Origin of the sequence: Staphylococcus sp. GDB20D11A (assembly GCF_016893255.1) — a bacterium.
Taxonomy (GTDB): Bacteria; Bacillota; Bacilli; order Staphylococcales; family Staphylococcaceae; genus Staphylococcus; species Staphylococcus aureus.
In genome coordinates, this window is the sequence record NZ_JAFEPJ010000018.1 from 179,368 (window position 1) to 203,250 (window position 23,883).

Sequence of the window (23,883 nt, forward strand, 5' to 3'; positions counted from 1 at the left end):
TTAATAAATTAAGCCTATAAAATCAAATAAAGTTTGCCGTAAGATAGGCATTTCAACAGAAAATTTTCCAATAATAGTCGACATTATATTTTGTCATTAAAAAGCATTCTAGGTCACCACAAAATTTTATACAAAAATCATGTCTATATAACGTAACTTTTAATAGGTAATCTATTCTAATAAAAAACCAAAAGCTAGTATCAAATATGCTCCCTATAAAGTAGACACTTAAAAAGTGCAATATTTATAGGGAGCATATCAATCTTAACTATACTTTTAGCTTGTAATTTATTTAATTAACGCTTAATTTCAACCATTTCAAATGCTTCGATAACATCGCCTTCTTTAAGGTCATTGTAGTTTTCAATTGTAATACCACATTCATAACCTTTTGCAACTTCCTTAGCATCATCTTTGAAACGTTTAAGTGTATCTAATTCGCCTTCATATTGAACAATACCATCACGAATAATACGTACACCAGCATTTCGCGTAATTTTACCTTCAGTAACATAACATCCAGCAATAGTACCAACTTTAGAAACTTTGAATGTTTGACGAACTTCAGCTTGTCCGATAACTTGTTCTTCAAATTCTGGATCAAGTAAACCTTTCATCGCTGATTCAATTTCTTCGATAACATTATAAATAACTCTGTGTAAACGCATATCAACATTTTCAGCTTCTGCAGCACGTTTTGCACCACTGTCTGGACGAACATTGAAACCAATGATAATACCATTTGAGGCATTAGCAAGTGTCACGTCTGACTCGTTAATCGCACCAACCGCTGTATGAATGATACGAACATTTACGCCTTCAACATCAATTTTCATTAATGATGCAGCTAAAGCTTCAACAGAACCTTGAACATCACCTTTAATAATAACGTTTAAGTCTTTCATTTCACCTTGTTTCATTTGTTCAAACAGGTTATCTAATGAAACATTTTTACTTTCTTGACGTTGTTGTACAATGCTAGCTTCGTGTCTTGATTCACCAATACGACGAGCTTGTTTTTCATCACTAAATACAACAAAGCGATCCCCAGCTTGTGGCACATCATTAATACCTGTAATTTCAACAGGCGTTGATGGGCCAGCCGTTTTGATTCTTTGACCTAAGTCATTAACCATTGCACGGATACGGCCGTAAGTATTACCAACTACAATCGCATCACCAACATTTAATGTACCGTTTTGTACTAATAATGATGCAGAAGGACCTCGTGATTTATCTAATTCAGCTTCGATAACTGTACCAACAGCACGGTTTTTAGGATTTGCTTTAAGTTCTTGAACTTCTGCAACTAATCCTATCATTTCTAATAAATCGTCGATACCATCACCACTTAATGCAGAAAGTGGAACGAAAATTGTTTCGCCGCCCCAATCTTCGGGAATTAAACCATATTCAGTTAATTCTTGCATAACTCGATCAGGATTTGAAGTTGGTTTATCAATTTTATTTACTGCAACAATAATTGGTACTTCTGCTTCTTTAGCATGGTTAATTGCTTCAATTGTTTGTGGCATAACACCATCGTCAGCTGCTACTACTAAAATTGTAATATCTGTTACTTGTGCACCACGCGCACGCATCGTTGTAAATGCAGCATGTCCCGGTGTATCTAAGAAAGTGATTTTTTTGCCATCGTTTTCAATTTGATATGCACCAATATGTTGAGTGATTCCGCCTGCTTCACCTGCTGTAACTTTTGTATGACGAATTGAATCTAATAAAGTAGTTTTACCATGGTCAACATGTCCCATAATTGTTACAACTGCTGGTCTCTCAATTGCTTCTGGATCATCTTTTTCGTCTTCGAAGTAGATTGATAAATCTTCTTCATTAATCACAACTTCTTCTTCAACCTCAACGCCATAATCATCGGCAATTAATTCGATTGTTTCTTGATTTAATGATTGATTGATATTAGCAACAATACCAAGTAAGAATAATTTTTTGATAATTTCTGATGATTCAACATTTAATTTATCCGCAAATTCGCCTACTGTAATACCTTCTTGATATGTCACTTTTGATGGTATTTCTTTTGGAGCAGCTGGTTGATTTTGTGGTTTATTATTCTTGTTATTTTTCTTATTATTTCTATTATTCTTTTTATTGCCTTTGTTGCCTTTATTATTTTGTTGTTGATTCTTTTTGTTATCTTTTTGTTGCCCTTTATTTTGGTTTTGATTGTTTGATTTTTGGTGATTATTTTGAGTGCTTTGTTTATTGTCGTTCTTTTGTTCTTTTTTGAACTTTTTATCTAATGCTTTAATTTGGTCATCTTCCAAAGCTTGCATATGATTTGAAACCTCAATATTCATGCTTTTTAACTCATCTATAATCTCTTTACTCTTTAGATTTAATTCTTTCGCATATTCGTAAATTCTTTGTTTACTCATATAATCACTCCTTATGATATTCATCTATCATTGATAGCATCTTTTTAGCAAAGCCTGGGTCAGTAATCCCTACATTAACACGCTCACCTTTTCCAAGTGCTATTCCCAATTCATTTCGATTTCCAAACTTTCTGAATGGAACTTTGTAACTCTTACATTTATCTGTAATTAATTTAGCTGTATTATCAGACGCATCATTTGCAACAATAACGAGCTTCAAATTTCCTTTTTTAATTTCATTAACAATGACTGATTCACCTGTTTTTACTTTACCAGCTCTCATTGCTAATCCTAAAAAGTTTAATATTTGATCTATACTCATTTTGGGATCTCTTCTCTATAAATTAATCTAATAATTTCTTTGTAAACAGGATCCAATTGCTCTTTAGATGCTTTAAAATATTTTTCTAAAATTTCTTTTTGTTGTGCTTTTTCAACCATAGCAACATCTTTAGAAACATATGCGCCACGGCCTTGTTTCTTTCCAGTAACATCCGCAAAGATTTCGCCTTCTTTATTAACAACAACACGAATCATATCTTTTTTGGGATGCATTTCATTTGAAAGAATACATTTTCGCATCGGAATTTTTTTCTTTTTCATAGATACTTCACTCCAACCTATTATTCAGATTCTTTCTCTACATTTGTTTCAACTGAAACATCAGTTACCTCTTCGGTTGATTCTGTTGTGTCAGCATCTTCTAAAGCAACATCTTCTTCAGTTACTTTTTCAGCTTCAACTACTGGATAGATACCCGCTTCACGCGCATCTGTTTCTGATTTAATATCAATTTTCCAGCCGGTTAATTTAGCAGCTAGACGTGCGTTTTGTCCTCTTTTACCAATCGCTAATGACAATTGATAATCAGGAACAACAACTACCGTAGATTGATTTGTTTCATCAACAATAACTTCTAAAACTTGAGAAGGGCTTAAAGCATTTTTTACAAATACTTTTGGATCTTCATTCCATTGAACGATGTCGATTTTTTCGCCACCTAGCTCTTCAACAACAGCTTCAACACGCGCGCCTTTGGCACCAACACATGCACCAACAGCATCTATATCATTGTTTTCAGAGAAGACACTAATTTTAGAGCGATCGCCAGCTTCACGTGCTACTGATTTAACAATTACAGTACCATCGTAAATTTCTGGAACTTCTTGTTCAAATAAACGTTTTAATAAACCTGGATGGCTACGAGAAACATAGATTTGAGGACCTTTTGTCGTTTGTTCCACTTTGTTAACATATACTTTGATACGTTCGTTAGGAATATATTTTTCGTTAGGACTTCTTTCTGCTTCAGATAAAACAGCTTCGATACGACCTAAATTCACATATACATAACGATGGTCAACACGGTCAATAATTCCAGTAAGTATGTCTTCTTCTTTGTCTATAAATTCTTCAAATAAAATTTCACGTTCAGCATCACGAAGACGTTGCATTACTGCTTGTTTCGCTGCTTGAGCACCTACACGACCAAAATCTTTAGGTGTTACATCTTCTTCGTATATATCACCAATTTCATATGCAGGGTTTTTAACAAGCGCTGTACTTAAATCCACTTCATCTCTGTCGTCAAATACTTCTTCAACAACATCTTTACGAGCGATAACTTTGAAAGTACCTTGATCCATATTTAATTCCACACGGACATTTCTTGCACTATCATAATTCTTTTTGTATGCAGTAATTAAAGCTGCTTCAATAGCATCAATTAATACTGCTCTAGGAATCTTCTTTTCTTTTTCTAAATACTCAGTAGCTAATAATAATTCATTACTTGACACGTTTTTTCCTCCTCATCACGTTAAATCATAACTGCGTGACGTGCTTTTGCTATTTTGTCTCTCGGTATCTCTATATCTTTCGTTCTTGCTTTGATTTTAACTTGAACTACAATTGTTTCATTATTGACTTCTTGTAAAATGCCTAACCATTCCTTTTCACCTTCAATTGGTACATATAAAGAAACAAATACAGGTTTAGTTATTGCATTTTGGAAATCTTGTTCTTTTTTAATTGGACGTTCTGCACCAGGTGACGCTACGTCTAAATAATACATTTCAGGAATAGGATCATTTGCATCCATAGCTTCACTTATTTTTTCAGAAGCTAGCGTACAATCATTTAAATCTACGCCACCTTCTTTATCAATAGAGATTCTAAGAAAATGATCTCTACCCTCTTTGACATATTCAACGTCTACAAGTTCAAAATTCAAGTCTTCCATAATTGGTTTAACAATCACTTCTACTTGTTCTGTAATTTTACTCATACAGGCCTCCCTTTTTGGCAAATAGAAAAGAGCGGGAATCTCCCACTCTTCTGCCTGAGTTCACTAATTTTTAAGCAACTTAATTATAGCATAAGTTTATGCTTGAAACAAATGACTTCACTATTAATCAGAGATTCTTGTAAAAGTTTGTCCATTTACTTCACCTTTACATTCGAATAGACTCGTAAGACGTTAAAAAGAAATACAGGCATAATTTTGTGTCCAGCAACAATTTTGTATTTCTTTAACTACGCCATACGCATTAAATAAATACCTTGATTATTTCATTTTACATATCGAATATCGAAAGTTGAGCTTTATCTGGTAAATTCGGTAATGAGCCTAACTCATCTAAATACTCAATAATTTTCTGAGATAAACCAGCTTTTTTGTTTAAATCTTCTTTTGATAAAAATGGTCCATCGTCACGAGCTTCAACAATTCGTTTCGCAACGTTTTCACCAAGCCCAGGCACTGATATGAACGGCGGAATAAGTGTATCGCCTTCAATGATAAATTCGAACGCTTGACTCTTTTCTAAACTAATCGGTTGCATTCGATAACCTCGATGCGCCATTTCATTCATAATTTCCAAAACAGTTAATACGTCTTTTTCTTTTTTACCTAGATCCATATAGCGAGAATACATGTCTTTTACAGTATTTCGTATGCTTGTTTTATCTTTAATCATCGTGATTAAATCAAAATCTGACGCACGAATTGTAAAGTAAGATGCATAGTAATAAAGTGGATGATGTACTTTGAAATATGCGATACGTACTGCCATTAAAACGTATGCTGCTGCATGGGCTTTAGGGAACATGTACTTAATTTTAAGACATGAATCTAAATACCAATCCGGCACTTCATTTTCTTTCATCGTTTCAATCATTTCTTCAGTTAAACCTTTACCTTTACGTACTGACTCCATTATTTTAAAAGCCATTGATGGTTCTAAACCAGCATACATTAAATAAACCATGATATCATCACGACAACCAATTACACTTGATAAATCACATATACCTGTTTTAATTAATTCTTGAGCATTACCTAACCACACATCTGTCCCATGAGATAATCCTGAGATTTGAACTAATTCAGAAAATGTTGTTGGCTTTGTATCTTCTAACATTTGACGCACGAATCCTGTACCGAATTCTGGTACCCCAAATGTACCTGTTTTACATAAAATTTCATCTTCAGTAACACCCAAACTTTCAGGTGTACTAAAAATCTGCATAACTTCTTTATCATCTACAGGTATTGTTTTTGGATCAATCCCTGATAAATCTTGAAGCATACGAATCATTGTTGGATCATCGTGTCCAAGTATATCAAGTTTTAATACATTATCATGAATAGAATGGAAATCAAAATGTGTCGTCATCCATGCTGAATTTTGATCATCGGCAGGATATTGTATCGGCGTAAAATCATAAATATCCATGTAATCAGGTACTACAATAATACCCCCTGGATGCTGTCCAGTTGTACGTTTAACACCTGTACATCCTTTAACGAGTCGATCTATTTCAGCGCCTCTTTTGTGGATGCCTTGATCATTCAAATAGCCTTTAACATAACCAAAAGCAGTCTTTTCAGCAACTGTACCAATTGTACCTGCACGGAATACTTTATCCTCACCAAATAATACTTTTGTGTAGTTATGGGCATTCGGTTGATATTCACCACTAAAGTTTAAGTCGATATCAGGAACTTTATCTCCTTTAAATCCTAAAAATGTTTCAAACGGAATATCTTGTCCTTCTTTAATAAGTGGCGCTCCACAAGTTTCGCACGTCTTATCAGGTAAATCGAATCCTGATCCTACTGAACCATCATTGAAAAATTCACTCGTTTTACAGTTCGGACATATATAGTGTGGCGGTAACGGGTTTACTTCAGTAATCTCAGTCATTGTCGCTACAAAACTAGAACCTACTGAACCACGGGAACCAACTAAGTATCCATCATCTAATGATTTTTTAACTAAACGTTGCGAAATTAAGTAAATTACCGCAAATCCATTACCGATAATACTTTTTAATTCTTTTTCTAATCGATCAATTACGATTTGAGGCAGGTCTTCACCATACAGTTTACGCGCATTTGCATAACTTAGTTCTCTAATTTCTTCGTTAGCACCTTCCATACGCGGTGTGTATAATTCATCTTTAATAGGAACAACACGTTCAATTCGATCTGCTAATTCGTTTGTATTTTTCACAACAATTTCATGCGCTTTTTCTTCACCTAAAAAATGAAACTCGTTTAACATTTCATCTGTAGTTCTAAAATGTGCTTCCGGTAAAGTTGAGCGATTAAGTGGATTGCCGGGTTGTGATGCTATTAAAATTTTACGTGCGATACCATCATGTTCAAACAAATAGTGTGCATTTCCTGTCGCAATAACAGGAATACCCGCTGTGTCACCTGCATGTATTAAACGTTGATAAATTTCATGTAATGTTTCAGTATCTCTAATAAGCTCTCTATCAATTAAATCTTGATAAAGTGCCGGTGGTTGAATTTCAATAAAATCATAATATTTGGCAATTTTTTCAACTTGGCTCTGGTCCTTCTGCATAACTGCCGTAAATAATTCACCTTCATCACACGCTGTACCTACCAATAATCCCTCACGATATTCATCTAACAATGAACGTGGAATTCGAGGCGTACGGTAGAAATACTTCACCAATGATGCACTTACAATTTTAAATAGATTTTTAAGACCTTGTTGATTTTGTACAATTAATGTGACATGACTAGGTCTTGCACGTTTATATGCATCTTCATTACTGAGTTTTTTGTTGATTTCGTTATGATTTAATACGCCTAATTCTTTCATTTGTTGAACCATTTTTATGAAAATGTAAGCTGTTGCCTCTGTATCATAAATGGCACGGTGATGTTGCGTTAATTCTACACCGTATTTTTTAGCTAAGAAATTTAAACCATGTTTACCATATTCAGTATTAATCGTACGAGATAATTCTAATGTATCGATAACACCATTCGTAGATGGTCCAAATCCAAGACGTTCATATCCCGTGTCGATGAAGCCCATATCAAACGAAGCATTATGTGCTACGAATATCGCATCGCCAACCCATTCTTTAAATTCTGTAAGTACTTCTTCAATCTCAGGGGCATCTACTAACATATCATCAGTAATATGCGTCAAATTGATAATCGTTTCCGATAATCGTTCATGCGGATTACTAAACCTTTCAAACTTATCGATGATTTCGCCGTTATGAACTTTCACAGCTGCAAGCTCGATGATTTTATCATACTGATTTGATAAACCAGTTGTCTCGACGTCGAATACAACATAAGTAGCATCTTTTAATACGACATCTTGTGGTTTGTATGCAATCGGAACACCATCATCAACTAACATACCTTCCATACCGTATATCATTTTAATACCATGTTTTTCCGCTGCTGCGTGAGCATCTGGAAATGCTTGCACAACATTATGGTCTGTAACCGCAATGGCTGGATGTCCCCAGTCTGCTGCCTGTTTAACATACGCACCAATATTTGGTATACCATCCATTTGACTCATTGCAGTATGCAAGTGGAATTCTACACGCTTTTCTTCAGCCTTATCTTTTTTTGTCGCTTTTTTAATCTCTTCAATATCAGACATCATCATAACTAAATCTCTAATAAATGTATCTTCTTCAATACGACCTTGAGCCCTAACCCATTTACCAACACTTAGCGCTTTAAAATGTTCTAAATCATCTTTGTTTTTACGAGTAAACATTTTTAAAACTAAAGAGTCCGTATAGTCAGTCACTTTAATTTCTACGATATGACGACCACTTTTAAGTTCTTTTAAGTTAATATCAAAAATGACACCCTCTATTGCAACTTTAAACTCTTCCTCAATAATAGATTCAATTGGTTTAATATTTTCAATTTGAATCGGCTTACCAATTTGACACTTATCGACAGCACTTTCGTTGTTATCTTGTTGTTTCGCTTTTTCAGCTTTCATTTTTTCAAGTTTCTCTGTTGCCAATCGTGCACTTTGTTCGTCTTCTTCTTGAATATGTGCTTCTAAAGAAGCTAAGTTTTGTTCTTGATCATTATCATTTGTTTCGAATATGATTTTATCGATATCAAAACCACAATTTCTAAACGCTTTGATAAGACTTCCATTGCAAGCCTTGTCAAAATGATTACGTTCAATGTCATTTGATACCATTACTTTTAATACTTTTCCAGACATAATAAGCTTTTTCTGTTTCAATTGACCTTTAACTTTTGGAGATAAAGCTGTTTGGTCAATACAGTGCCCAAAGTATTTAATTGCATGTTCATCTTGATTCGTGCCATTTGTTACCGTAAAACGACATGTAACGTTGGCGATATCTTTAAACTCTTGCTCTATTGCATGTATAAATAATAAATAATCTTCATGAGCTAAGAATTGTGGTAATGTAATATGAAATTCCCATGTTCTGTTTTTGTTAGAAACATCTATACGTGTCAGTTCACCTGAATTTAAAATTTCAGCATCTAATTGATTTGAAATTTTAATTTGATCAGCAAGCACTTTAAATTTTTGTTGCTCTGTCATTGCCAAGACAATTACCACCTTAAATAGAAATTACTTTTACGTGTTCGAACAATATTTAGATTATGTGAGCATAGTAATGATAGAAAATTAAATGCTTTATATTTGGCTAATCATAATATTGTTAAAACAAATTTATCTTTAATTATACTATGTCTTCAGTCATTTTTCATCGAATAATCATTATATCAAAAATAATAAGAGCAGGACATAAGCATCAGATTTCTTTCAGCTTTTTCCTACTCTTATAATTCATTCGATCTTAATTATTTTAAGTTATCATATTTATTTGTAATGACAGTCATTAAGTCATCAATGTGGACTTCTTCGCTATCACCTGTTAAACGTTCTTTAACTTCTACAATACCTTCCGATGCACGTTTACCAACAACAATTCGCAGTGGTAAACCAATTAAATCGGCATCATTAAATTTGACACCAGCACGTTCCTGACGATCATCGTACAACACATCAAATTTAGTATTAAATTCAGCATATAGTGCATCCGCTAGTTCTCGTTGATCATCTTTCTTAGGATTAATAGAAATTAAATGTAAATCAAATGGAGTAACTGATTTAGGCCAAACAATTCCATTATCATCGTGATTTTGTTCAACAATCGCACTTAGCGTTCTAGAAATTCCAATTCCGTAACAACCCATAATTAAAGGTTGGGCTTTTCCTTGGTTATCTAAGAATGTAGCATTCATTGATTCTGAATACTTAGTACCCAATTTGAATACTTGGCCAACTTCAATACCTTCAGCAAAATGTGCAACGCCTGAACCATCACTTAACTTTTCGCCTTCTAAAATAAAACGGAAATCGCCGTATTCATCAACGTTGAAGTCTCTACCTACATTTACATTAATTAAGTGATAACCATCTTCGTTTGCACCGACAACTAAATTATTTAAATCTTGCACAAAATTATCTGCATAAATTTTGATTTCTTTATCAATTACAGGACCTAGTGAACCAGGATTTGCACCAACTAAATTAACAATTTCGTCTTGTGTTGCTAATTCAATATTATCTGTGCCGAAATAAGATTTTAATTTAATGTCATTAATTTCATGATGTCCACGCACTAAAACCATAATATATTCGCCATCAACTTTGAAAATCATCGTTTTAACGATTTCATCTACTGGTCTACCTAAGAAGTCTGCCAATTCTTGCGCAGTCTTAACATTTGGTGTTTCAATTTTTTCTAAAGATTGCACAGTAGTATGCTTATGATTTGGTTCGTAAACGACTTCTGCTTTTTCGATATTAGCAGCATAGTCACTTTCTTTACTGTAAACGATTGTATCCTCACCGATAGCACTTAATGCCATAAATTCATGTGTATGGCTACCGCCAATAGCACCTGAATCTGCAACTACTGGTCTTGCGTTAATGCCAACTCTCTCAAAAATACGGCTATACGCTTGATACATATCTTGATATGTTTGATCTAATGATGCCTCGTCAGCATGGAATGAATACGCATCTTTCATAATAAATTCACGACCACGAAGTAAACCAAAACGTGGTCTCTTTTCATCACGGAATTTAGATTGAATTTGGAATAATGTCATCGGTAATTGTTTGTATGATTTCAATTCATTTCTTACTATTGATGTAACTAATTCTTCATGTGTTGGACCTAATGCAAATTGTCTTCCATGTCTATCTTGTAAACGCATTAATTCTGGGCCATATGCACCCCAACGTCCTGATTCTTCCCATAATTCAGCTTGTTGTAACGCTGGCATTAAAATTTCAACAGAATCGATACGTTCCATTTCTTGTCGCACAATTGCAGTAATATTATTTAACACACGTGTTGCTAGCGGTAAATAACTATAAATCCCACTTGTACTTTGTTTTATCAAACCCGATTTCAATAATAAACGATGACTTTGTGCTTCTGCTTCTGATGGCACGTCACGCATCGTTGGTATAAAAACTTTGGATTGCTTCATAATTATTTATCCTCCTAAATTATAAGAAATATCGTCGAATATCATTCCACGTTACTAATATCATAATAACGACCATGAAAATGGCACCAATAGCAATAATCGTTGTTTCCGCTTTTTTATTAACTGGTTTTCTGAAAATCGCTTCATATATAACAAATAAAATACGACCACCGTCTAGTGCAGGAATAGGAATTAAATTCATAATACCTAAGTTTACACTTAATAACGCAGTGTATCCAATTAAGCTAATGATACCCGCTTTAACAACTGAGTCGACGTTATGATAAATACCAACCGGACCATTTAACATATCAAATGAGAATCCGCCCGTAAATATACTAGCCAACATACCTACTACAGCTGTAAAAATTAGTGTACTACCTTTCAAAAAGCTTTCAAATCCATATACAATTGGTTTGAAGAGCGTACGTTCACTCGCTGGTTGGAATCCGAGAACATACTTCGTTTCTGAACTTACTTTAGTCAGTTTTCTTTCAGTCTTTTTAGGTGTTAATTCAACTGACTTTGTTTTACCATCACGTTCAAATTTAACAGTTGTCTTATTATCTTTAACTTTATCTAACGCCTTATCAACATCATCAAATTCAGATATTTTATATTTACCAATTTGGACAATTTTATCGCCTTTTTGTAAGCCTGCTTGTTGAGCTGGATACTTATCTGCGACTTGTTCTACAGTAGACGTAGGTGTACCTTGATAATATGCAAGACCAATAAATAGGACTAAAGCTAATATAAAGTTAAATAACGGTCCCGCAAATAATGTTAAAAATTTCGGCCATGGTTTTTTATGTGCAAATTGTCTGTCTCTCGGAGCAATTTGAACTAAGCTACCATTTTCAACAAAGAAAGACTTTCTAGCAATTTTAAAATGATGTCTTTCGTTATCATAAGCAGTGATACCTTCTATGAATAAGTCATCTTTAAAATCACATTTTTTTACTTCGATCGCTTCAATTTGTTGAAACTTATGATGATCATCTAATATGATATGTGTTATTTCATTTTCTTCATTCAGTTTAATTTTAACGTTCATACCAGGCTCGACTGGTGGCTCTTCTAAGCCATCTCCTGCCATACGAACATATCCACCAACAGGCAATAACCTAATAGTGTAAAGTGTTTCATTTTTTCTAAAACTAAAAATTTTTGGCCCCATACCGATCGCAAATTCTGGACACATAATGCCTGCTCTTTTCGCAAAAAACATATGGCCATATTCATGAACAGTTACTAGTACACCAAAAACAATAATAAATGCAATTATTGTAACTAAATAGCTCACTCGCTACACCTCGATTGTTTATAAATTTCTTTTATTTTAAAAATGATTGCTGTATACGTAACATAAGTCATTATAATATGATACTGACAAATCACAAAATATAACGTCTAATTTTCAAAGTTAATATTGCGTATAATTTTCAAAAGGAGTTCTGAGATTCATTAAATTATCTCAGCAACTCCTCTTTACGTTTATTGATTTGTTCTCAGCATTAAGATTGTATTAATAAAATATTTAATAATGGTAACACAAACATAAAGCTGTCAAATCGGTCTAAAATACCACCGTGTCCAGGTAGTATTCGACCTGAGTCTTTAACGCCGAAATGACGCTTAAATCCTGATTCCACTAAATCACCTAATTGACCAAATAAACTTAAAATCAATGTCACTCCAAGTAATATCCATACATTCATATTGAAATCTACAAAATATAACATTGCAAGAGGCACTATCAAACTACAGAACAAGCCACCTATGAATCCTTCGATTGTTTTATTCGGGCTTATTACTGGCCAAAGCTTATGTTTACCCATCATTTTACCAAATAAGTAAGCCCCTGTATCTGTTAGCCAAACAATTAAAAAGGCATATAATATGTAATGTAATCCTTCTGATCTCGTTTCATAAAAGAACATAAAACCAATGCCTACATACGCCACAGACATTAAGCAAAATGCAGCATCCATAAAACTAAATCTGTTTTTAGATAAGACAGTATAACTTAATACAATAAAGCTCATTGCAATTAAACTTTTTAATTGAATTACTTGTACCCATGGCCCTGCATGTTGTGGCAACATAATGATGATAAGACCAACTGCACTAATTAAACCAGGAACTGAAACAAATTTAATCATATTCATATTCAACAATTCTTTTAATGCAATCAATGCTAATATATTAGCAAATATCATTAACACAAGGCCGCCTTTTAACAAGATAGGCAAGAATACGATTAAGGCAATAATAGCTGTCAGCGTTCTAACTTTCATACTATACTACTCCTCACTCAATCCGCCAAAGCGTCTTTGACGTGACTGATAAATTTTAATACATTTAATTAATTCATCTTCGTCAAAGTCAGGCCATAATTTTTGATTAAAGATAAATTCACTATACGAAACTTGCCAAATCAAGAAATTACTTATTCTTTGTTCTCCTGAAGTACGAATTAACAACTCTGGATCAGGATAGTCTTTTGTCATTAAATGATTGTTTATATATGTTTCATCTATGATATCACTATTCAAACCTTGTTGATGAAGCTCGTCAAACATATTTTTAATACTATGAACAAGTTCTGCTCTGCCACCATAATTAATTGCAAATATTAATTTTAAGCCGGTATTATTAGCTGTCTTTTCTTTAGCATTATTTATTGCTTCTATCGTTGATTTTGGCAACTTATCAGTAAATCCAATTGTTTCAACTTTGACATTTTTTTCAATTAGTTCCGGTAAAAATGTCTTTAAGAAATTGACAGGTAAATTCATAATATAATTTACTTCACTTTCAGGTCTTGACCAATTTTCAGTGGAAAAGGCATATAAAGTTAAGTACTTAACACCAATATCACTAGCTACCCTAGTAATTTTTTTTATTGTTTGCATACCTTCGTAATGACCTTTAATTCTAGGCATTTTTCGCTTCTTAGCCCATCGCCCATTACCATCCATAATAATAGCGATATGTTCAGGTATATTAGACGAGTCTAATTCTTCATTATAATTATTTATAGTGTTCTTTTTATTTATTAGCTTTTTAAACATGGTCTTTCCTCCGAGCCTGATCATCTCTGTCATATAGTATAAGTTACTAAACAATCATTATCATTTTATCATACTCATTTAATGCATTGAATAAGCAAATAAAAAAACTGTACCAAAGTCTGACTCGGTACAGTTTACACCAGAAATGTGACATACATACTGAGGTTAAAAATTACATAACTTTATTATAGCAATATACCTGATGCCTATTATTTATAAAGTATATGTTTAATTAACTTGTTTAAACACCATTTTTATGCTCATTGTGAATTTAAATTATCACATGCATTTTTGATTTAATTAAACATGCCCATTTTAAATGTTACATTATCGTTTAATACTGGCATTTTAATATGTCATTGTATATTAGTTTTATACTGACATAATATCTTTTTCTTTATCAGCAATCATTTGATCAATTTCTTTTATTGAATTGTCTGTTGCTTTCTGAACATCTTCAGTACCACTTCTCAACTCATCTTCAGTAATGTCGCCATTTTTTTCATCTTTTTTCAACTGATCATTCATATCACGACGAATATTTCGAACAGATACTTTAGCTTCTTCACCAATTTTCTTAACATCTTTAACGCGCTCTTTTCTACGTTCTTCTGTTAAGGCAGGTACAGCAATACGTATCACTTCACCATCACTTGTTGGGTTGACACCTAAGTTAGCTGCTATTATCGCTTTTTCGATGTCAGCTACAGAAGTTTTGTCGTATGGAGAAATAACAAGTAAACGTGCTTCTGGAACATTGATGCTTGCTAATTGTTGTACAGGTGTTGGTGCACCATAGTAATCAACTGTTACGCCGTTTAATAAATTTGAATTAGCTCTTCCTGCACTGATGTTAGCTAATTCACGTGATAAGCTTTCGATTGATTTTTGCATTCTTGATTTAGTTTCATTAATAATGTCACTCATTATTTTACACCTCTAAATTTATTTTGTAATTAACGTACCTATCTTTTCACCCATAACAGCACGTTTAATATTTCCTTCTTCCATAATAGAGAAAACAGTTAACGGAATGTTATTATCCATACAGAATGAGGATGCTGTTGAATCCATTACTTGTAAACCTTCTTGGAGCATTTGAATATGCGTTAAATGTTCATATTTTACCGCATCTTTGTTTACTTTAGGATCTGCAGAATATACACCATCTACATTATTTTTGCCCATTAAAATAACATCTGCTTCAACTTCTGCAGCACGTAATGCCGCTGTAGTATCTGTAGAAAAGTATGGGTTTCCAATACCTGCAGCAAAAATAACTACACGTTTCTTTTCTAAGTGTCTAATTGCACGACGACGAATATAAGGTTCAGCCACTTGCTTCATTTCAATAGATGTTAATACTCGTGTATCACAATCCAATTGTTCTAAACTATCTTGTAATGCTAAGGCATTCATTACAGTTGCAAGCATACCCATGTAATCAGCAGTTCCACGGTCCATACCTAAGTCACTACCTGTTTTACCTCTCCAAATGTTTCCGCCACCAACGATTACTGCGATTTCACAGTCCATTTTAGCAACTTCAGCCACTTGCTCAGCAACACTTTTAATAATTACTGGATTTATGCCAAATCCTTTTTCTCCAGCTAACGCTTCACCACTTAGTTTCAAAACTACACGTTTATATTTAGAAATTTGAGCCATTTTCTTATCCTCTCTATCGTGAATATATGTAACATATACAAGTAAAGAAGACACAGTTGTTGTTTTATTAGAATGATTTACATTTTAATAAAGCAACATTAAAGGTGTCTTCTTCCTTGTTTTACTTTATGACAGATTATTTCATTTGTCCTTTAACTTCATCCGCAAAGTTTTCTTCGCGTTTTTCCATACCTTCGCCTACTTCATAGCGTACGAAGTCAACAAGTTTTCCACCTTTTGTTTTTAAGAAAGCTTCAACTGTTACATCAGGGTTTTTAACGAAGTCTTGATCTACAGCACAAATTTCTTGTAAGTATTTACGTAAACGTCCTTCCACCATTTTTTCAACGATGTTTTCTGGTTTACCTTCATTTAATGCTTGTTGTTTTAAAACTTCTCTTTCGTGGTTGATTTCTTCTTCGCTAACTTGTTCAGAAGAAACATATTTAGGGTTGATTGCAGCGATATGCATAGCAACGTCTCTTGCTGCTTCTTCGTCAGTTGAACCTTCAACAACTGTTAATACACCAATGCGTCCACCCATGTGTAAGTAAGCGCCGAAAGCATCGTTATCAGTTTTAGTTCTGATAGCAAAACGACGAACACTTAATTTTTCACCGATTGTTGAAATTGCTTCTTTAATTCTTTCATCAACTGATTTACCATTTGGTAAAGTTGTTTCCATTAAAGCTTCAACAGTTTCAGCTTTTGTATCTAATACTTGATTAGCGATTTCTTTAACTAACTCTTGGAAACCTTCGTTACGAGCAACAAAGTCTGTTTCAGAGTTGATTTCAACGATAACTGCGTCGTTACCTTTAGTTTCTACATGTACTAAACCTTCAGCCGCAATACGGTCTGCTTTTTTAGCTGCTTTAGCAATACCTTTTTCACGTAGGTAATCAATCGCTTTATCGATGTCACCATCAGTTTCAGTTAGCGCTTTTTTACAATCCATCATACCCGCGCCAGTTTTTTCACGTAATTCTTTAACAAGTTTTGCTGAAATAGTTGCCATTCATTATTCCTCCAATAAGTTATCATTTTATATATTATGATTTTAGCATTATTATAGGCAAGATTGCCAATACTCTAATTGAATATTTGTAATTTGCCTCGATTTTCTTTTTAAAAAAGGTGATAAGCATTAATATCTTATCACCCATTTAAACTATATCTAAGTCAGATTCAACAGTTGATTATTCTTCAGTTGCTTCTGTTTCTTCTGATTTTTCTTTTTCATCTAAATCGATGTTTTGTTCTGCAGCTACTTCTTCATTAGAAACGCCTTGTTGACCTTCTAAGATTGCATCTGCCATTTTAGCAGTTAATAATTTAACCGCACGGATAGCATCGTCGTTTGCTGGGATAACGTAGTCAATTTCGTCAGGATCACAGTTAGTGTCAACGATACCTACGATAGGAATATTTAATTTACGAGCTTCAGCAATTGCATTACGCTCTTTACGTGGGTCAACTACGAATAATGCTTGAGGCATTGATTTCATATCACGAATTCCGCCTAAGAATTTGATTAAACGGTCGTATTCTTTTTTAAGTTCTACTACTTCTTTTTTAGGTAATACTTCGAATAAACCATCTTCTTCCATTTTTTCAATTTCAGAAATACGTTTGATTCGTTTTGAGATCGTTTTATAGTTAGTTAATAATCCACCTAACCATCTTTGGTTAATGTAGAATTGACCAGCACGTTCTGCTTCAGATTTAACTGATTCTTGTGCTTGTTTTTTAGTTCCTACGAATAAGACTTGTCCACCATCTTCTGAAACTTGTTTCAAGAAGTTGTATGCCTCGTCTACTTTTTTCACTGTTTTTTGTAAGTCGATGATATAAATACCATTTCTCTCAGTGAAGATATATTTTTTCATTTTTGGGTTCCAACGACGTGTTTGGTGACCGAAGTGAACACCCGCTTCTAGTAATTGTTTCATTGAAATTACTGCCATTATAAATTCCTCCTATTGGTTAATTACCTCCATAGCAAACTATTGTAAAGACAATATACAAATATTGCACCCTTTACACAATCACGTTTGATATGTGTGTATTGGCTTTATAGCCGAAAATAAATATAACATAATGCCGTGTCTAAAGCAAATGTTTTTCAAGCATTTTTTCATAAATTTAAAGGTAATTCTATCATGTTAATGTGGAATATCAATTTGATTGAAAATTAGACAAAAATAAAGAAATGACTTCAACATAATCATCAAAGTCATTTCGTTGACTACTGCCAAGATAACATCGTTACGACTAGGACATTGAATTATGTCCCAGACTCATCGACTTACTTACTTTTTTCTAATTCATCTAAGAATTTTTCTTTTTTAACTTTAATGAAAGTACCTTTCATTCCTAAAGAACGTGACTCAATTACACCAGCACTTTCTAATTTACGTAGTGCATTTACAATTACAGATCTAGTAATACCAACTCTATCTGCAACTTTTGATGCGATTAATAGGCCTTCCGTACCGCCAAGTTCTTCAAAGATATGTTCAATTGCTTCTTTTTCAGAATAAGATAATGAATTAATCGCCATTGTAATAGCAGCTTTATCGCGCGCTTCTTTTTCTACTTCACTATGCTTCTCACGTAAGATTTCCATACCAATAACTGTAGCAGCATATTCACCTAGTACCAAATCATTTTCATTAAAATCATCATGTACTCGACCAAGTACTAATGTACCTAATCTTTCTCCTCCACCTAAAATTGGGAAGATAGTTGTACGACTATCTATGAATAATTCTCTGTTTTCAGGCGGGAAAACTGTTAATACATTGTCGATATCAATATTTGATTCTGTTTGTTTAACTTCCATTAATCGTTCTGTATATTCACTTGGAATATGTCTTTCTTCCAACATTTGAATAATTCTTTGACTTTTTAATAATTCATTTAGACTCGATCCTAAAATTTTACCTCGACGCGATACAATAAATACATTTGTTACAGTTACGCTACTAATCGTTTGTGCTACATCTTTAAAATCAACCGCAATACCTTTGTGTTTTTGAAGTAACGTGTTTAACTCTCTCGTTTTAGATAATAAGCTCATGAATTTTTCTCCTTTTGTATATTTTTATAGAATAAATGCACTTAAATCTTTATTTGTTGAAATTGATTTTAATTTATCATCAACATATTGTGGAGTAATATCTACAACTGCATTCGGCATACTTGGTGCTTCGAATGATAAATCTTCTAACATCTTTTCTAAAATTGTATGAAGTCGACGTGCACCAATGTTGTCTGTATCTTGATTTACTTGATAAGCAATCTCAGCTAAGCGAGTAATTGCTTCATCCGTAAAGTTTACAGTAACTTCTTCTGTTTGAAGCAATGCTTCATATTGTTTAATTAATGACAATTTTGGTTCTGTCAAAATTCTTACAAAATCTTCTACCGATAAACTATCAAGTTCCACTCTAATCGGAAAACGACCTTGCAATTCTGGTATCAAGTCACTCGGCTTAGATACATGGAAAGCTCCAGCACCTATAAACAGCATATGTTCAGTATTCACAGTACCATATTTGGTTTGAATAACGCTACCTTCAAGTATAGGTAAAATATCTCTCTGAACACCTTGTCTTGAGACATCTTGACCACTATTATGATTATTCGTCGCAACTTTGTCGATTTCATCTATAAAGATGATACCCATTTGTTCTGCTAATTCAAGCGCTTCTTGGTTAGCGCTTTCTTGATCAATTAGTTCATCCGCATAACTATCAGCTAAGATTTTCCTTGCCGTCTCAACAGCAACTTCTCGCTCAACTTTCTTTTTAGGCATTAATTGATTCATCATCTCTTGCATTTGCTGATTTTGATTTGTACCTAGCATACCTAAAGCACCAGGATCTTGTTCGACTTTAATTCTTACCTTTTCTTTTTCAAGTTTGCCTTCTTCTAATTGTCTCTTAATTTCAGAACGTTTTGTTTTAATTTCCTCAGTAGGTGGTTCTTCTTCATCTTCGTTATTTTGTCCGAAATTTGGAATTGCACCTCCGAAAAGTGACTCTAAAGGATTATTCGTTTGAGACGATTTCTTTTTCATACTTGGAACTAATAACTTAACAAGTTTTTCATTGGCCTTAGCTGTTGCTTCATCTTGTACCAATGATTTTTTCTGCGCCTTGACTAATCTTACTGAAACATCAACAAGATCTCTAACCATACTTTCAACATCTCGTCCTACATAACCTACCTCAGTAAATTTAGTAGCTTCTACTTTTATAAATGGCGCGCCGACAACTTTGGCCATTCTTCTTGCAATTTCAGTTTTACCAACGCCGGTTGGTCCAATCATCAAAATATTTTTAGGTGAAATTTCTTGCTTTGATTCCTCATCTAATAAACTTCTTCTGTATCGATTACGTAGGGCAATTGCCACTTTACGTTTAGCATCATTTTGTCCAACGATGTATTCATTTAATTTAGATACGATTTCTTTTGGAGTTAATCTTATTCCAGCTGTATCCATTAATTTCATTCCTCCGTCTTTTAACTAAAATTAATTGCTCGTAATTATTTATCGTGCTCTGATTATTATAGTGTTTCGACAACAATATTATCGTTGGTAAAGACACAAATATCAGCCGCTACTTTCAAGCTCTCATATGCCATTTCTTCAGCAGACAAATGCGATGCATGGCGCTTCAATGCACGTCCTGCGCTTAATGCGTAGTTGCCTCCTGATCCAATAGCGATAAGGTCATCATCTGGGGCAATAACTTCGCCAGTTCCACTGACAACTAAAATAGCATCTTTATCCATTACAATTAGCATAGCTTCTAATTGACGTAATTGTTTATCGCCTCGCCATTCTTGTGCCAATTCAACAGCAGCTCTTTCTAAGTTACCACTAAACTGTTGTAATTTTGTTTCGAATTTTTCAAATAACGTAAACGCATCTGCTACACTACCTGCGAAACCAGCTAACACTTTACCTTCATATAAACGTCGCACTTTTCTTGCCGTTTGTTTCATGATGACTTGTTGACCAAGCGTTACTTGCCCATCTCCAGCCATAGCTGCTTTCCCATTATGTCTTACAGCATAAATTGTTGTTGCATGTAATGTTGTATTACTCATGTTTCATTCTCCTTTTTCGCTCGAGGATGTGCATTTAGATACACTTTTCTTAATTGTTGGTTAGATACGTGTGTATATTTACCAGTTGTTGACAAATTAACATGACCTAATAACGATTGTACTGTTCTTAGATCTGCACCTTGATTCAATAAATGCGTTGCAAATGTATGTCTGAGCTTGTGGGGATGAATCTCACTTACGCCTGCTGTTCGTTTAACAATATCATTTAAAACATATCGTACACCGCGTTCAGTGATTGCTTCACCCTTCATATTTACAATAAGAAAATCATGATTGCATGACTGAATTGGTTTGAAATGTTCTAAATAATTTTCGATGCTTTGTCTACAATAAGCACCAAACGGTACAAAACGCTCTTTGCTCCCTTTTCCTAATACGGTAACACCATTCGCGTAAAAATCTATATCTTGTTTTTTAATATTAACTAATTCCGAAACACGGATGCCTGTAGCATATAACAATTCAAGAATAACTCGATCCCGTAAACTTTTTGAAGTGTCCTCTTCTACAGTTTTAAATAACGCTTCCATTTCTTCTTCGTAAAAGAATTGCGGAAGATATTTTTCTTTTTTCGGATGTACTAATTGAACAAATGGATTAATAATGTTCTCATCAAGCGTCATCCAATATTCATAGAAAGTTCTTAACGTTGAGATTTTACGAGAAACAGATGTTCTTTTCAAATGATTTGAATATAAATAGCTCAAATAATTTCTAGCATCTCTGTATTCAAAAGTATTCAACTGTAAATGTTCTTGTTCTAAAAATTGATTAAACTGAATTAAGTCATCTTGATATGATTTCAATGTGTGTTCCGAAAAATTCCGTTCAACTTTCAATGTATTTAAAAACGCTTCTTGAATATGATTCAATACATTTACCCTCCATCAATAAGAATTGTAGCATATACAGCAAAGGGCTTACAGTAATTTGATAATCAATTCTAAATCTTTTGAGAATTAAATAATTGTAACTAATCGGAAAACCTGTTAATTAGAATACCTCTTTTTTAAATTAATTATTAAAAGTCTTTATTAATAGCCTTGCCATTTATTATTTCATTGTCTTTTAAATAAAGTTTATTTAAAACATTCTCTTACATGTTACATCAATCAACTTATTGCGTGTTATTTATTTAGATATTTTTTGAATACGAATTCTCAATTGTCAGAAATACGTAACAATTCCAAAATTAAAAAGACTAGGATAAGTATTTTCCATTTAGAAAGTCATTACTTACTCGTTGATGACTTAAGAATGAATAGCATATCTAGTCTTTCTAACTATTTTATAAAGTTTTTTTGAAATTTTCTAAGTAATCCAAAGCTCTATTAGCTTGTGCTTCATAGCGTTCTTTTTTATCTTTAATTCTAGTTTCTAAAGATGGTAATAACCCGAAGTTAGCATTCATAGGTTGGAAATTCTTATTGTTTTTAGCATGAGAAATATAGTAAGCCATACTTCCAATCATAGTTTCTCTCGGAAATACTACCTCACCTTTGCCTAATATTTTATGCGCAAGATTGATGCCTGCAACTAAGCCGCTAGCTGCGCTTTCTACATAACCTTCAACACCAGTCATTTGTCCCGCAAACTGTATGTTTGGTTGTGAAATCAATTCATATTTCTCGTTTAATACGTCCGGTGAGTTAATGAAGGTATTTCTATGCATCACACCATATCTAACAATATCAACATTTTCTAAACCTGGAATTAATTTAATAACTTCTTTTTGAGCTCCCCATTTTAAATGCGTTTGGAAGCCAACAATATTGTAGAGTGTGCCAGCAGCGTCATCTTGTCTTAATTGAACCACTGCATAAGGACGTTTCCCCGTCTTTGGATCTTCTAATCCTACTGGTTTCATTGGTCCAAATAGTAATGTCTTGCGTCCGCGTTCTGCCATTACTTCAAAAGGCATACAACCCTCGAAATATTTTTCTTTTTCAAATGAATTTACAGGCGCAACTTCAGCTTCTAATACTGCATCATAAAAGCGATTAAATTCATCCTCAGTCATAGGACAGTTTAAATATGCAGCTTCACCTTTATCATAACGGGACTTTAAGTAAACTTTATCCATATCAATAGATTCTTTTTCAATAATTGGAGCAGCTGCATCATAGAAATAAAGTTGATCTTTACCAGTAATGTCCACTATTTCTTGAGCAAGCGTTTCTGTAGTAAGTGGTCCTGTTGCGATAATTGTGTATCCATCTGGAATGGCATTAATTTCTTCATTAATAACTGTGATATTTTCATGATTTTTGAGTGTTTCAGTAATATAACCTGAAAAATCGTGTCTATCAACTGCTAATGCACCGCCAGCTGGAACTCGTGCCTTATCAGCCGCTTCAATAATTATAGAATTCAATCTTCTCATTTCTTCTTTTAAAACACCCACACCATTAGTTAAAGCATTTCCGCGTAATGAATTGGAACATACAAGTTCCGCAAATTTATCAGTATGGTGCGCTGGTGTTTGTTTAACAGGTCTCATCTCTATTAGATTAACTTTAATTCCTCTTTCAGCTAATTGATATGCCGCTTCTGAACCGGCAAGACCAGCACCTATTACATTTACAGTTTGAGTCATTTCTATACTCCTTTTATTGTCATTTATGTCTTTTAATTATGTTGTTATGTTTATATTATCCGCACTTATTTAGATTAATCCATTACTATCTTTAAAATAAGATTCACTAATGATTCTATTTAACATTCTTAA

21 protein-coding genes are annotated in these 23,883 nt (G+C 33.5%); all 21 read right to left on the bottom strand.

From position 1 onward, the window contains the following. Nucleotides 1–296 precede the first annotated feature (296 nt). Nucleotides 297–2,414, bottom strand: a complete 2,118-nt coding sequence (infB, locus tag JV528_RS11435) for a translation initiation factor IF-2 (protein WP_000043635.1) — start codon at nucleotides 2,412–2,414, stop codon at nucleotides 297–299. Between the two features lie 4 nt (nucleotides 2,415–2,418). Further along, the gene (locus JV528_RS11440) at nucleotides 2,419–2,736 is read right to left on the bottom strand and encodes a YlxQ family RNA-binding protein (RefSeq protein ID WP_000020854.1); all 318 of its coding nucleotides are present in this window, start codon (nucleotides 2,734–2,736) and stop codon (nucleotides 2,419–2,421) included. Next, the gene (gene rnpM, locus JV528_RS11445) at nucleotides 2,733–3,017 is read right to left on the bottom strand and encodes an RNase P modulator RnpM (protein WP_000727423.1); all 285 of its coding nucleotides are present in this window, start codon (nucleotides 3,015–3,017) and stop codon (nucleotides 2,733–2,735) included. The genes JV528_RS11440 and rnpM overlap by 4 nt, the downstream gene beginning before the upstream one ends. Before the next feature lie 20 nt (nucleotides 3,018–3,037). Beyond that, nucleotides 3,038–4,213 carry a transcription termination factor NusA gene (gene nusA / locus JV528_RS11450; RefSeq protein ID WP_000097463.1) on the bottom strand — a complete coding sequence of 392 codons (1,176 nt, stop codon included), beginning with the start codon at nucleotides 4,211–4,213 and terminating at the stop codon, nucleotides 3,038–3,040. A 20-nt stretch (nucleotides 4,214–4,233) separates the two neighbouring features. Continuing rightward, nucleotides 4,234–4,701: a ribosome maturation factor RimP gene (gene rimP, locus JV528_RS11455; protein ID WP_000036631.1), complete on the bottom strand. Its 468-nt coding sequence runs from the start codon at nucleotides 4,699–4,701 to the stop codon at nucleotides 4,234–4,236. A gap of 289 nt (nucleotides 4,702–4,990) precedes the next feature. Continuing rightward, the gene (locus JV528_RS11460; protein WP_014532616.1) at nucleotides 4,991–9,301 is read right to left on the bottom strand and encodes a PolC-type DNA polymerase III; all 4,311 of its coding nucleotides are present in this window, start codon (nucleotides 9,299–9,301) and stop codon (nucleotides 4,991–4,993) included. A gap of 263 nt (nucleotides 9,302–9,564) precedes the next feature. Then, complete coding sequence (locus tag JV528_RS11465; protein ID WP_000814107.1) at nucleotides 9,565–11,268, bottom strand: proline--tRNA ligase; 1,704 nt, start codon at nucleotides 11,266–11,268, stop codon at nucleotides 9,565–9,567. Nucleotides 11,269–11,287: 19 nt separating this feature from the next. Next, nucleotides 11,288–12,574: an RIP metalloprotease RseP gene (rseP, locus tag JV528_RS11470; protein ID WP_000121122.1), complete on the bottom strand. Its 1,287-nt coding sequence runs from the start codon at nucleotides 12,572–12,574 to the stop codon at nucleotides 11,288–11,290. Between the two features lie 211 nt (nucleotides 12,575–12,785). Further along, nucleotides 12,786–13,568, bottom strand: a complete 783-nt coding sequence (locus tag JV528_RS11475; protein ID WP_000868413.1) for a phosphatidate cytidylyltransferase — start codon at nucleotides 13,566–13,568, stop codon at nucleotides 12,786–12,788. 6 nt (nucleotides 13,569–13,574) lie between these two features. Then, nucleotides 13,575–14,345, bottom strand: a complete 771-nt coding sequence (locus tag JV528_RS11480) for an isoprenyl transferase (protein ID WP_000473705.1) — start codon at nucleotides 14,343–14,345, stop codon at nucleotides 13,575–13,577. A 372-nt stretch (nucleotides 14,346–14,717) separates the two neighbouring features. Further along, nucleotides 14,718–15,272 (bottom strand): ribosome recycling factor, encoded by a 555-nt coding sequence (gene frr / locus JV528_RS11485; protein ID WP_001280006.1) that lies wholly within the window; start codon nucleotides 15,270–15,272, stop codon nucleotides 14,718–14,720. Nucleotides 15,273–15,290: 18 nt separating this feature from the next. Beyond that, nucleotides 15,291–16,013, bottom strand: a complete 723-nt coding sequence (gene pyrH, locus JV528_RS11490; RefSeq protein WP_000057330.1) for a UMP kinase — start codon at nucleotides 16,011–16,013, stop codon at nucleotides 15,291–15,293. A 136-nt stretch (nucleotides 16,014–16,149) separates the two neighbouring features. Next, nucleotides 16,150–17,031, bottom strand: a complete 882-nt coding sequence (tsf, locus tag JV528_RS11495) for a translation elongation factor Ts (protein ID WP_000201387.1) — start codon at nucleotides 17,029–17,031, stop codon at nucleotides 16,150–16,152. A gap of 34 nt (nucleotides 17,032–17,065) precedes the next feature. Beyond that, complete coding sequence (locus JV528_RS11500) at nucleotides 17,066–17,179, bottom strand: hypothetical protein (RefSeq protein ID WP_001789890.1); 114 nt, start codon at nucleotides 17,177–17,179, stop codon at nucleotides 17,066–17,068. Between the two features lie 33 nt (nucleotides 17,180–17,212). After that, complete coding sequence (rpsB, locus tag JV528_RS11505; protein WP_000268484.1) at nucleotides 17,213–17,980, bottom strand: 30S ribosomal protein S2; 768 nt, start codon at nucleotides 17,978–17,980, stop codon at nucleotides 17,213–17,215. Between the two features lie 198 nt (nucleotides 17,981–18,178). Further along, nucleotides 18,179–18,271, bottom strand: a complete 93-nt coding sequence (locus JV528_RS11510; protein ID WP_031788481.1) for a hypothetical protein — start codon at nucleotides 18,269–18,271, stop codon at nucleotides 18,179–18,181. A gap of 50 nt (nucleotides 18,272–18,321) precedes the next feature. Next, a complete protein-coding gene (codY, locus tag JV528_RS11515; protein WP_000055337.1) occupies nucleotides 18,322–19,095 on the bottom strand; it encodes a GTP-sensing pleiotropic transcriptional regulator CodY in 774 nt (257 codons plus the stop codon). Between the two features lie 24 nt (nucleotides 19,096–19,119). Continuing rightward, on the bottom strand, nucleotides 19,120–20,523 hold the full coding sequence (gene hslU / locus JV528_RS11520; RefSeq protein WP_054170571.1) for an ATP-dependent protease ATPase subunit HslU: 1,404 nt from the start codon (nucleotides 20,521–20,523) through the stop codon (nucleotides 19,120–19,122). Between the two features lie 65 nt (nucleotides 20,524–20,588). Beyond that, nucleotides 20,589–21,134, bottom strand: coding sequence for an ATP-dependent protease subunit HslV (gene hslV, locus JV528_RS11525; protein WP_000072681.1), 546 nt, complete (start codon nucleotides 21,132–21,134; stop codon nucleotides 20,589–20,591). Continuing rightward, nucleotides 21,131–22,027, bottom strand: coding sequence for a tyrosine recombinase XerC (gene xerC, locus JV528_RS11530; protein ID WP_001015609.1), 897 nt, complete (start codon nucleotides 22,025–22,027; stop codon nucleotides 21,131–21,133). Before xerC ends, hslV begins: the two co-directional genes overlap by 4 nt. A 416-nt stretch (nucleotides 22,028–22,443) precedes the next feature. Further along, the gene (gene trmFO / locus JV528_RS11535; RefSeq protein ID WP_000195254.1) at nucleotides 22,444–23,751 is read right to left on the bottom strand and encodes a methylenetetrahydrofolate--tRNA-(uracil(54)-C(5))-methyltransferase (FADH(2)-oxidizing) TrmFO; all 1,308 of its coding nucleotides are present in this window, start codon (nucleotides 23,749–23,751) and stop codon (nucleotides 22,444–22,446) included. Nucleotides 23,752–23,883 lie beyond the last annotated feature (132 nt).

What these genes read in the sequence shown, in the direction of transcription:
- codY (WP_000055337.1), bottom strand. Translation starts at nt 19,095, where the DNA reads ATGAGCTTATTATCTAAAACGAGAGAGTTAAACACGTTACTTCAAAAA.
- frr (WP_001280006.1), bottom strand. Translation starts at nt 15,272, where the DNA reads ATGAGTGACATTATTAATGAAACTAAATCAAGAATGCAAAAATCAATC.
- rnpM (WP_000727423.1), bottom strand. Translation starts at nt 3,017, where the DNA reads ATGAAAAAGAAAAAAATTCCGATGCGAAAATGTATTCTTTCAAATGAA.
- tsf (WP_000201387.1), bottom strand. Translation starts at nt 17,031, where the DNA reads ATGGCAACTATTTCAGCAAAACTTGTTAAAGAATTACGTGAAAAAACT.
- JV528_RS11440 (WP_000020854.1), bottom strand. Translation starts at nt 2,736, where the DNA reads ATGAGTATAGATCAAATATTAAACTTTTTAGGATTAGCAATGAGAGCT.
- hslV (WP_000072681.1), bottom strand. Translation starts at nt 21,134, where the DNA reads ATGAGTAATACAACATTACATGCAACAACAATTTATGCTGTAAGACAT.
- infB (WP_000043635.1), bottom strand. Translation starts at nt 2,414, where the DNA reads ATGAGTAAACAAAGAATTTACGAATATGCGAAAGAATTAAATCTAAAG.
- rimP (WP_000036631.1), bottom strand. Translation starts at nt 4,701, where the DNA reads ATGAGTAAAATTACAGAACAAGTAGAAGTGATTGTTAAACCAATTATG.
- JV528_RS11480 (WP_000473705.1), bottom strand. Translation starts at nt 14,345, where the DNA reads ATGTTTAAAAAGCTAATAAATAAAAAGAACACTATAAATAATTATAAT.
- JV528_RS11500 (WP_001789890.1), bottom strand. Translation starts at nt 17,179, where the DNA reads ATGGGTGATAAGATATTAATGCTTATCACCTTTTTTAAAAAGAAAATC.
- JV528_RS11465 (WP_000814107.1), bottom strand. Translation starts at nt 11,268, where the DNA reads ATGAAGCAATCCAAAGTTTTTATACCAACGATGCGTGACGTGCCATCA.
- JV528_RS11475 (WP_000868413.1), bottom strand. Translation starts at nt 13,568, where the DNA reads ATGAAAGTTAGAACGCTGACAGCTATTATTGCCTTAATCGTATTCTTG.
- rpsB (WP_000268484.1), bottom strand. Translation starts at nt 17,980, where the DNA reads ATGGCAGTAATTTCAATGAAACAATTACTAGAAGCGGGTGTTCACTTC.
- pyrH (WP_000057330.1), bottom strand. Translation starts at nt 16,013, where the DNA reads ATGGCTCAAATTTCTAAATATAAACGTGTAGTTTTGAAACTAAGTGGT.
- trmFO (WP_000195254.1), bottom strand. Translation starts at nt 23,751, where the DNA reads ATGACTCAAACTGTAAATGTAATAGGTGCTGGTCTTGCCGGTTCAGAA.
- hslU (WP_054170571.1), bottom strand. Translation starts at nt 20,523, where the DNA reads ATGGATACAGCTGGAATAAGATTAACTCCAAAAGAAATCGTATCTAAA.
- JV528_RS11460 (WP_014532616.1), bottom strand. Translation starts at nt 9,301, where the DNA reads ATGACAGAGCAACAAAAATTTAAAGTGCTTGCTGATCAAATTAAAATT.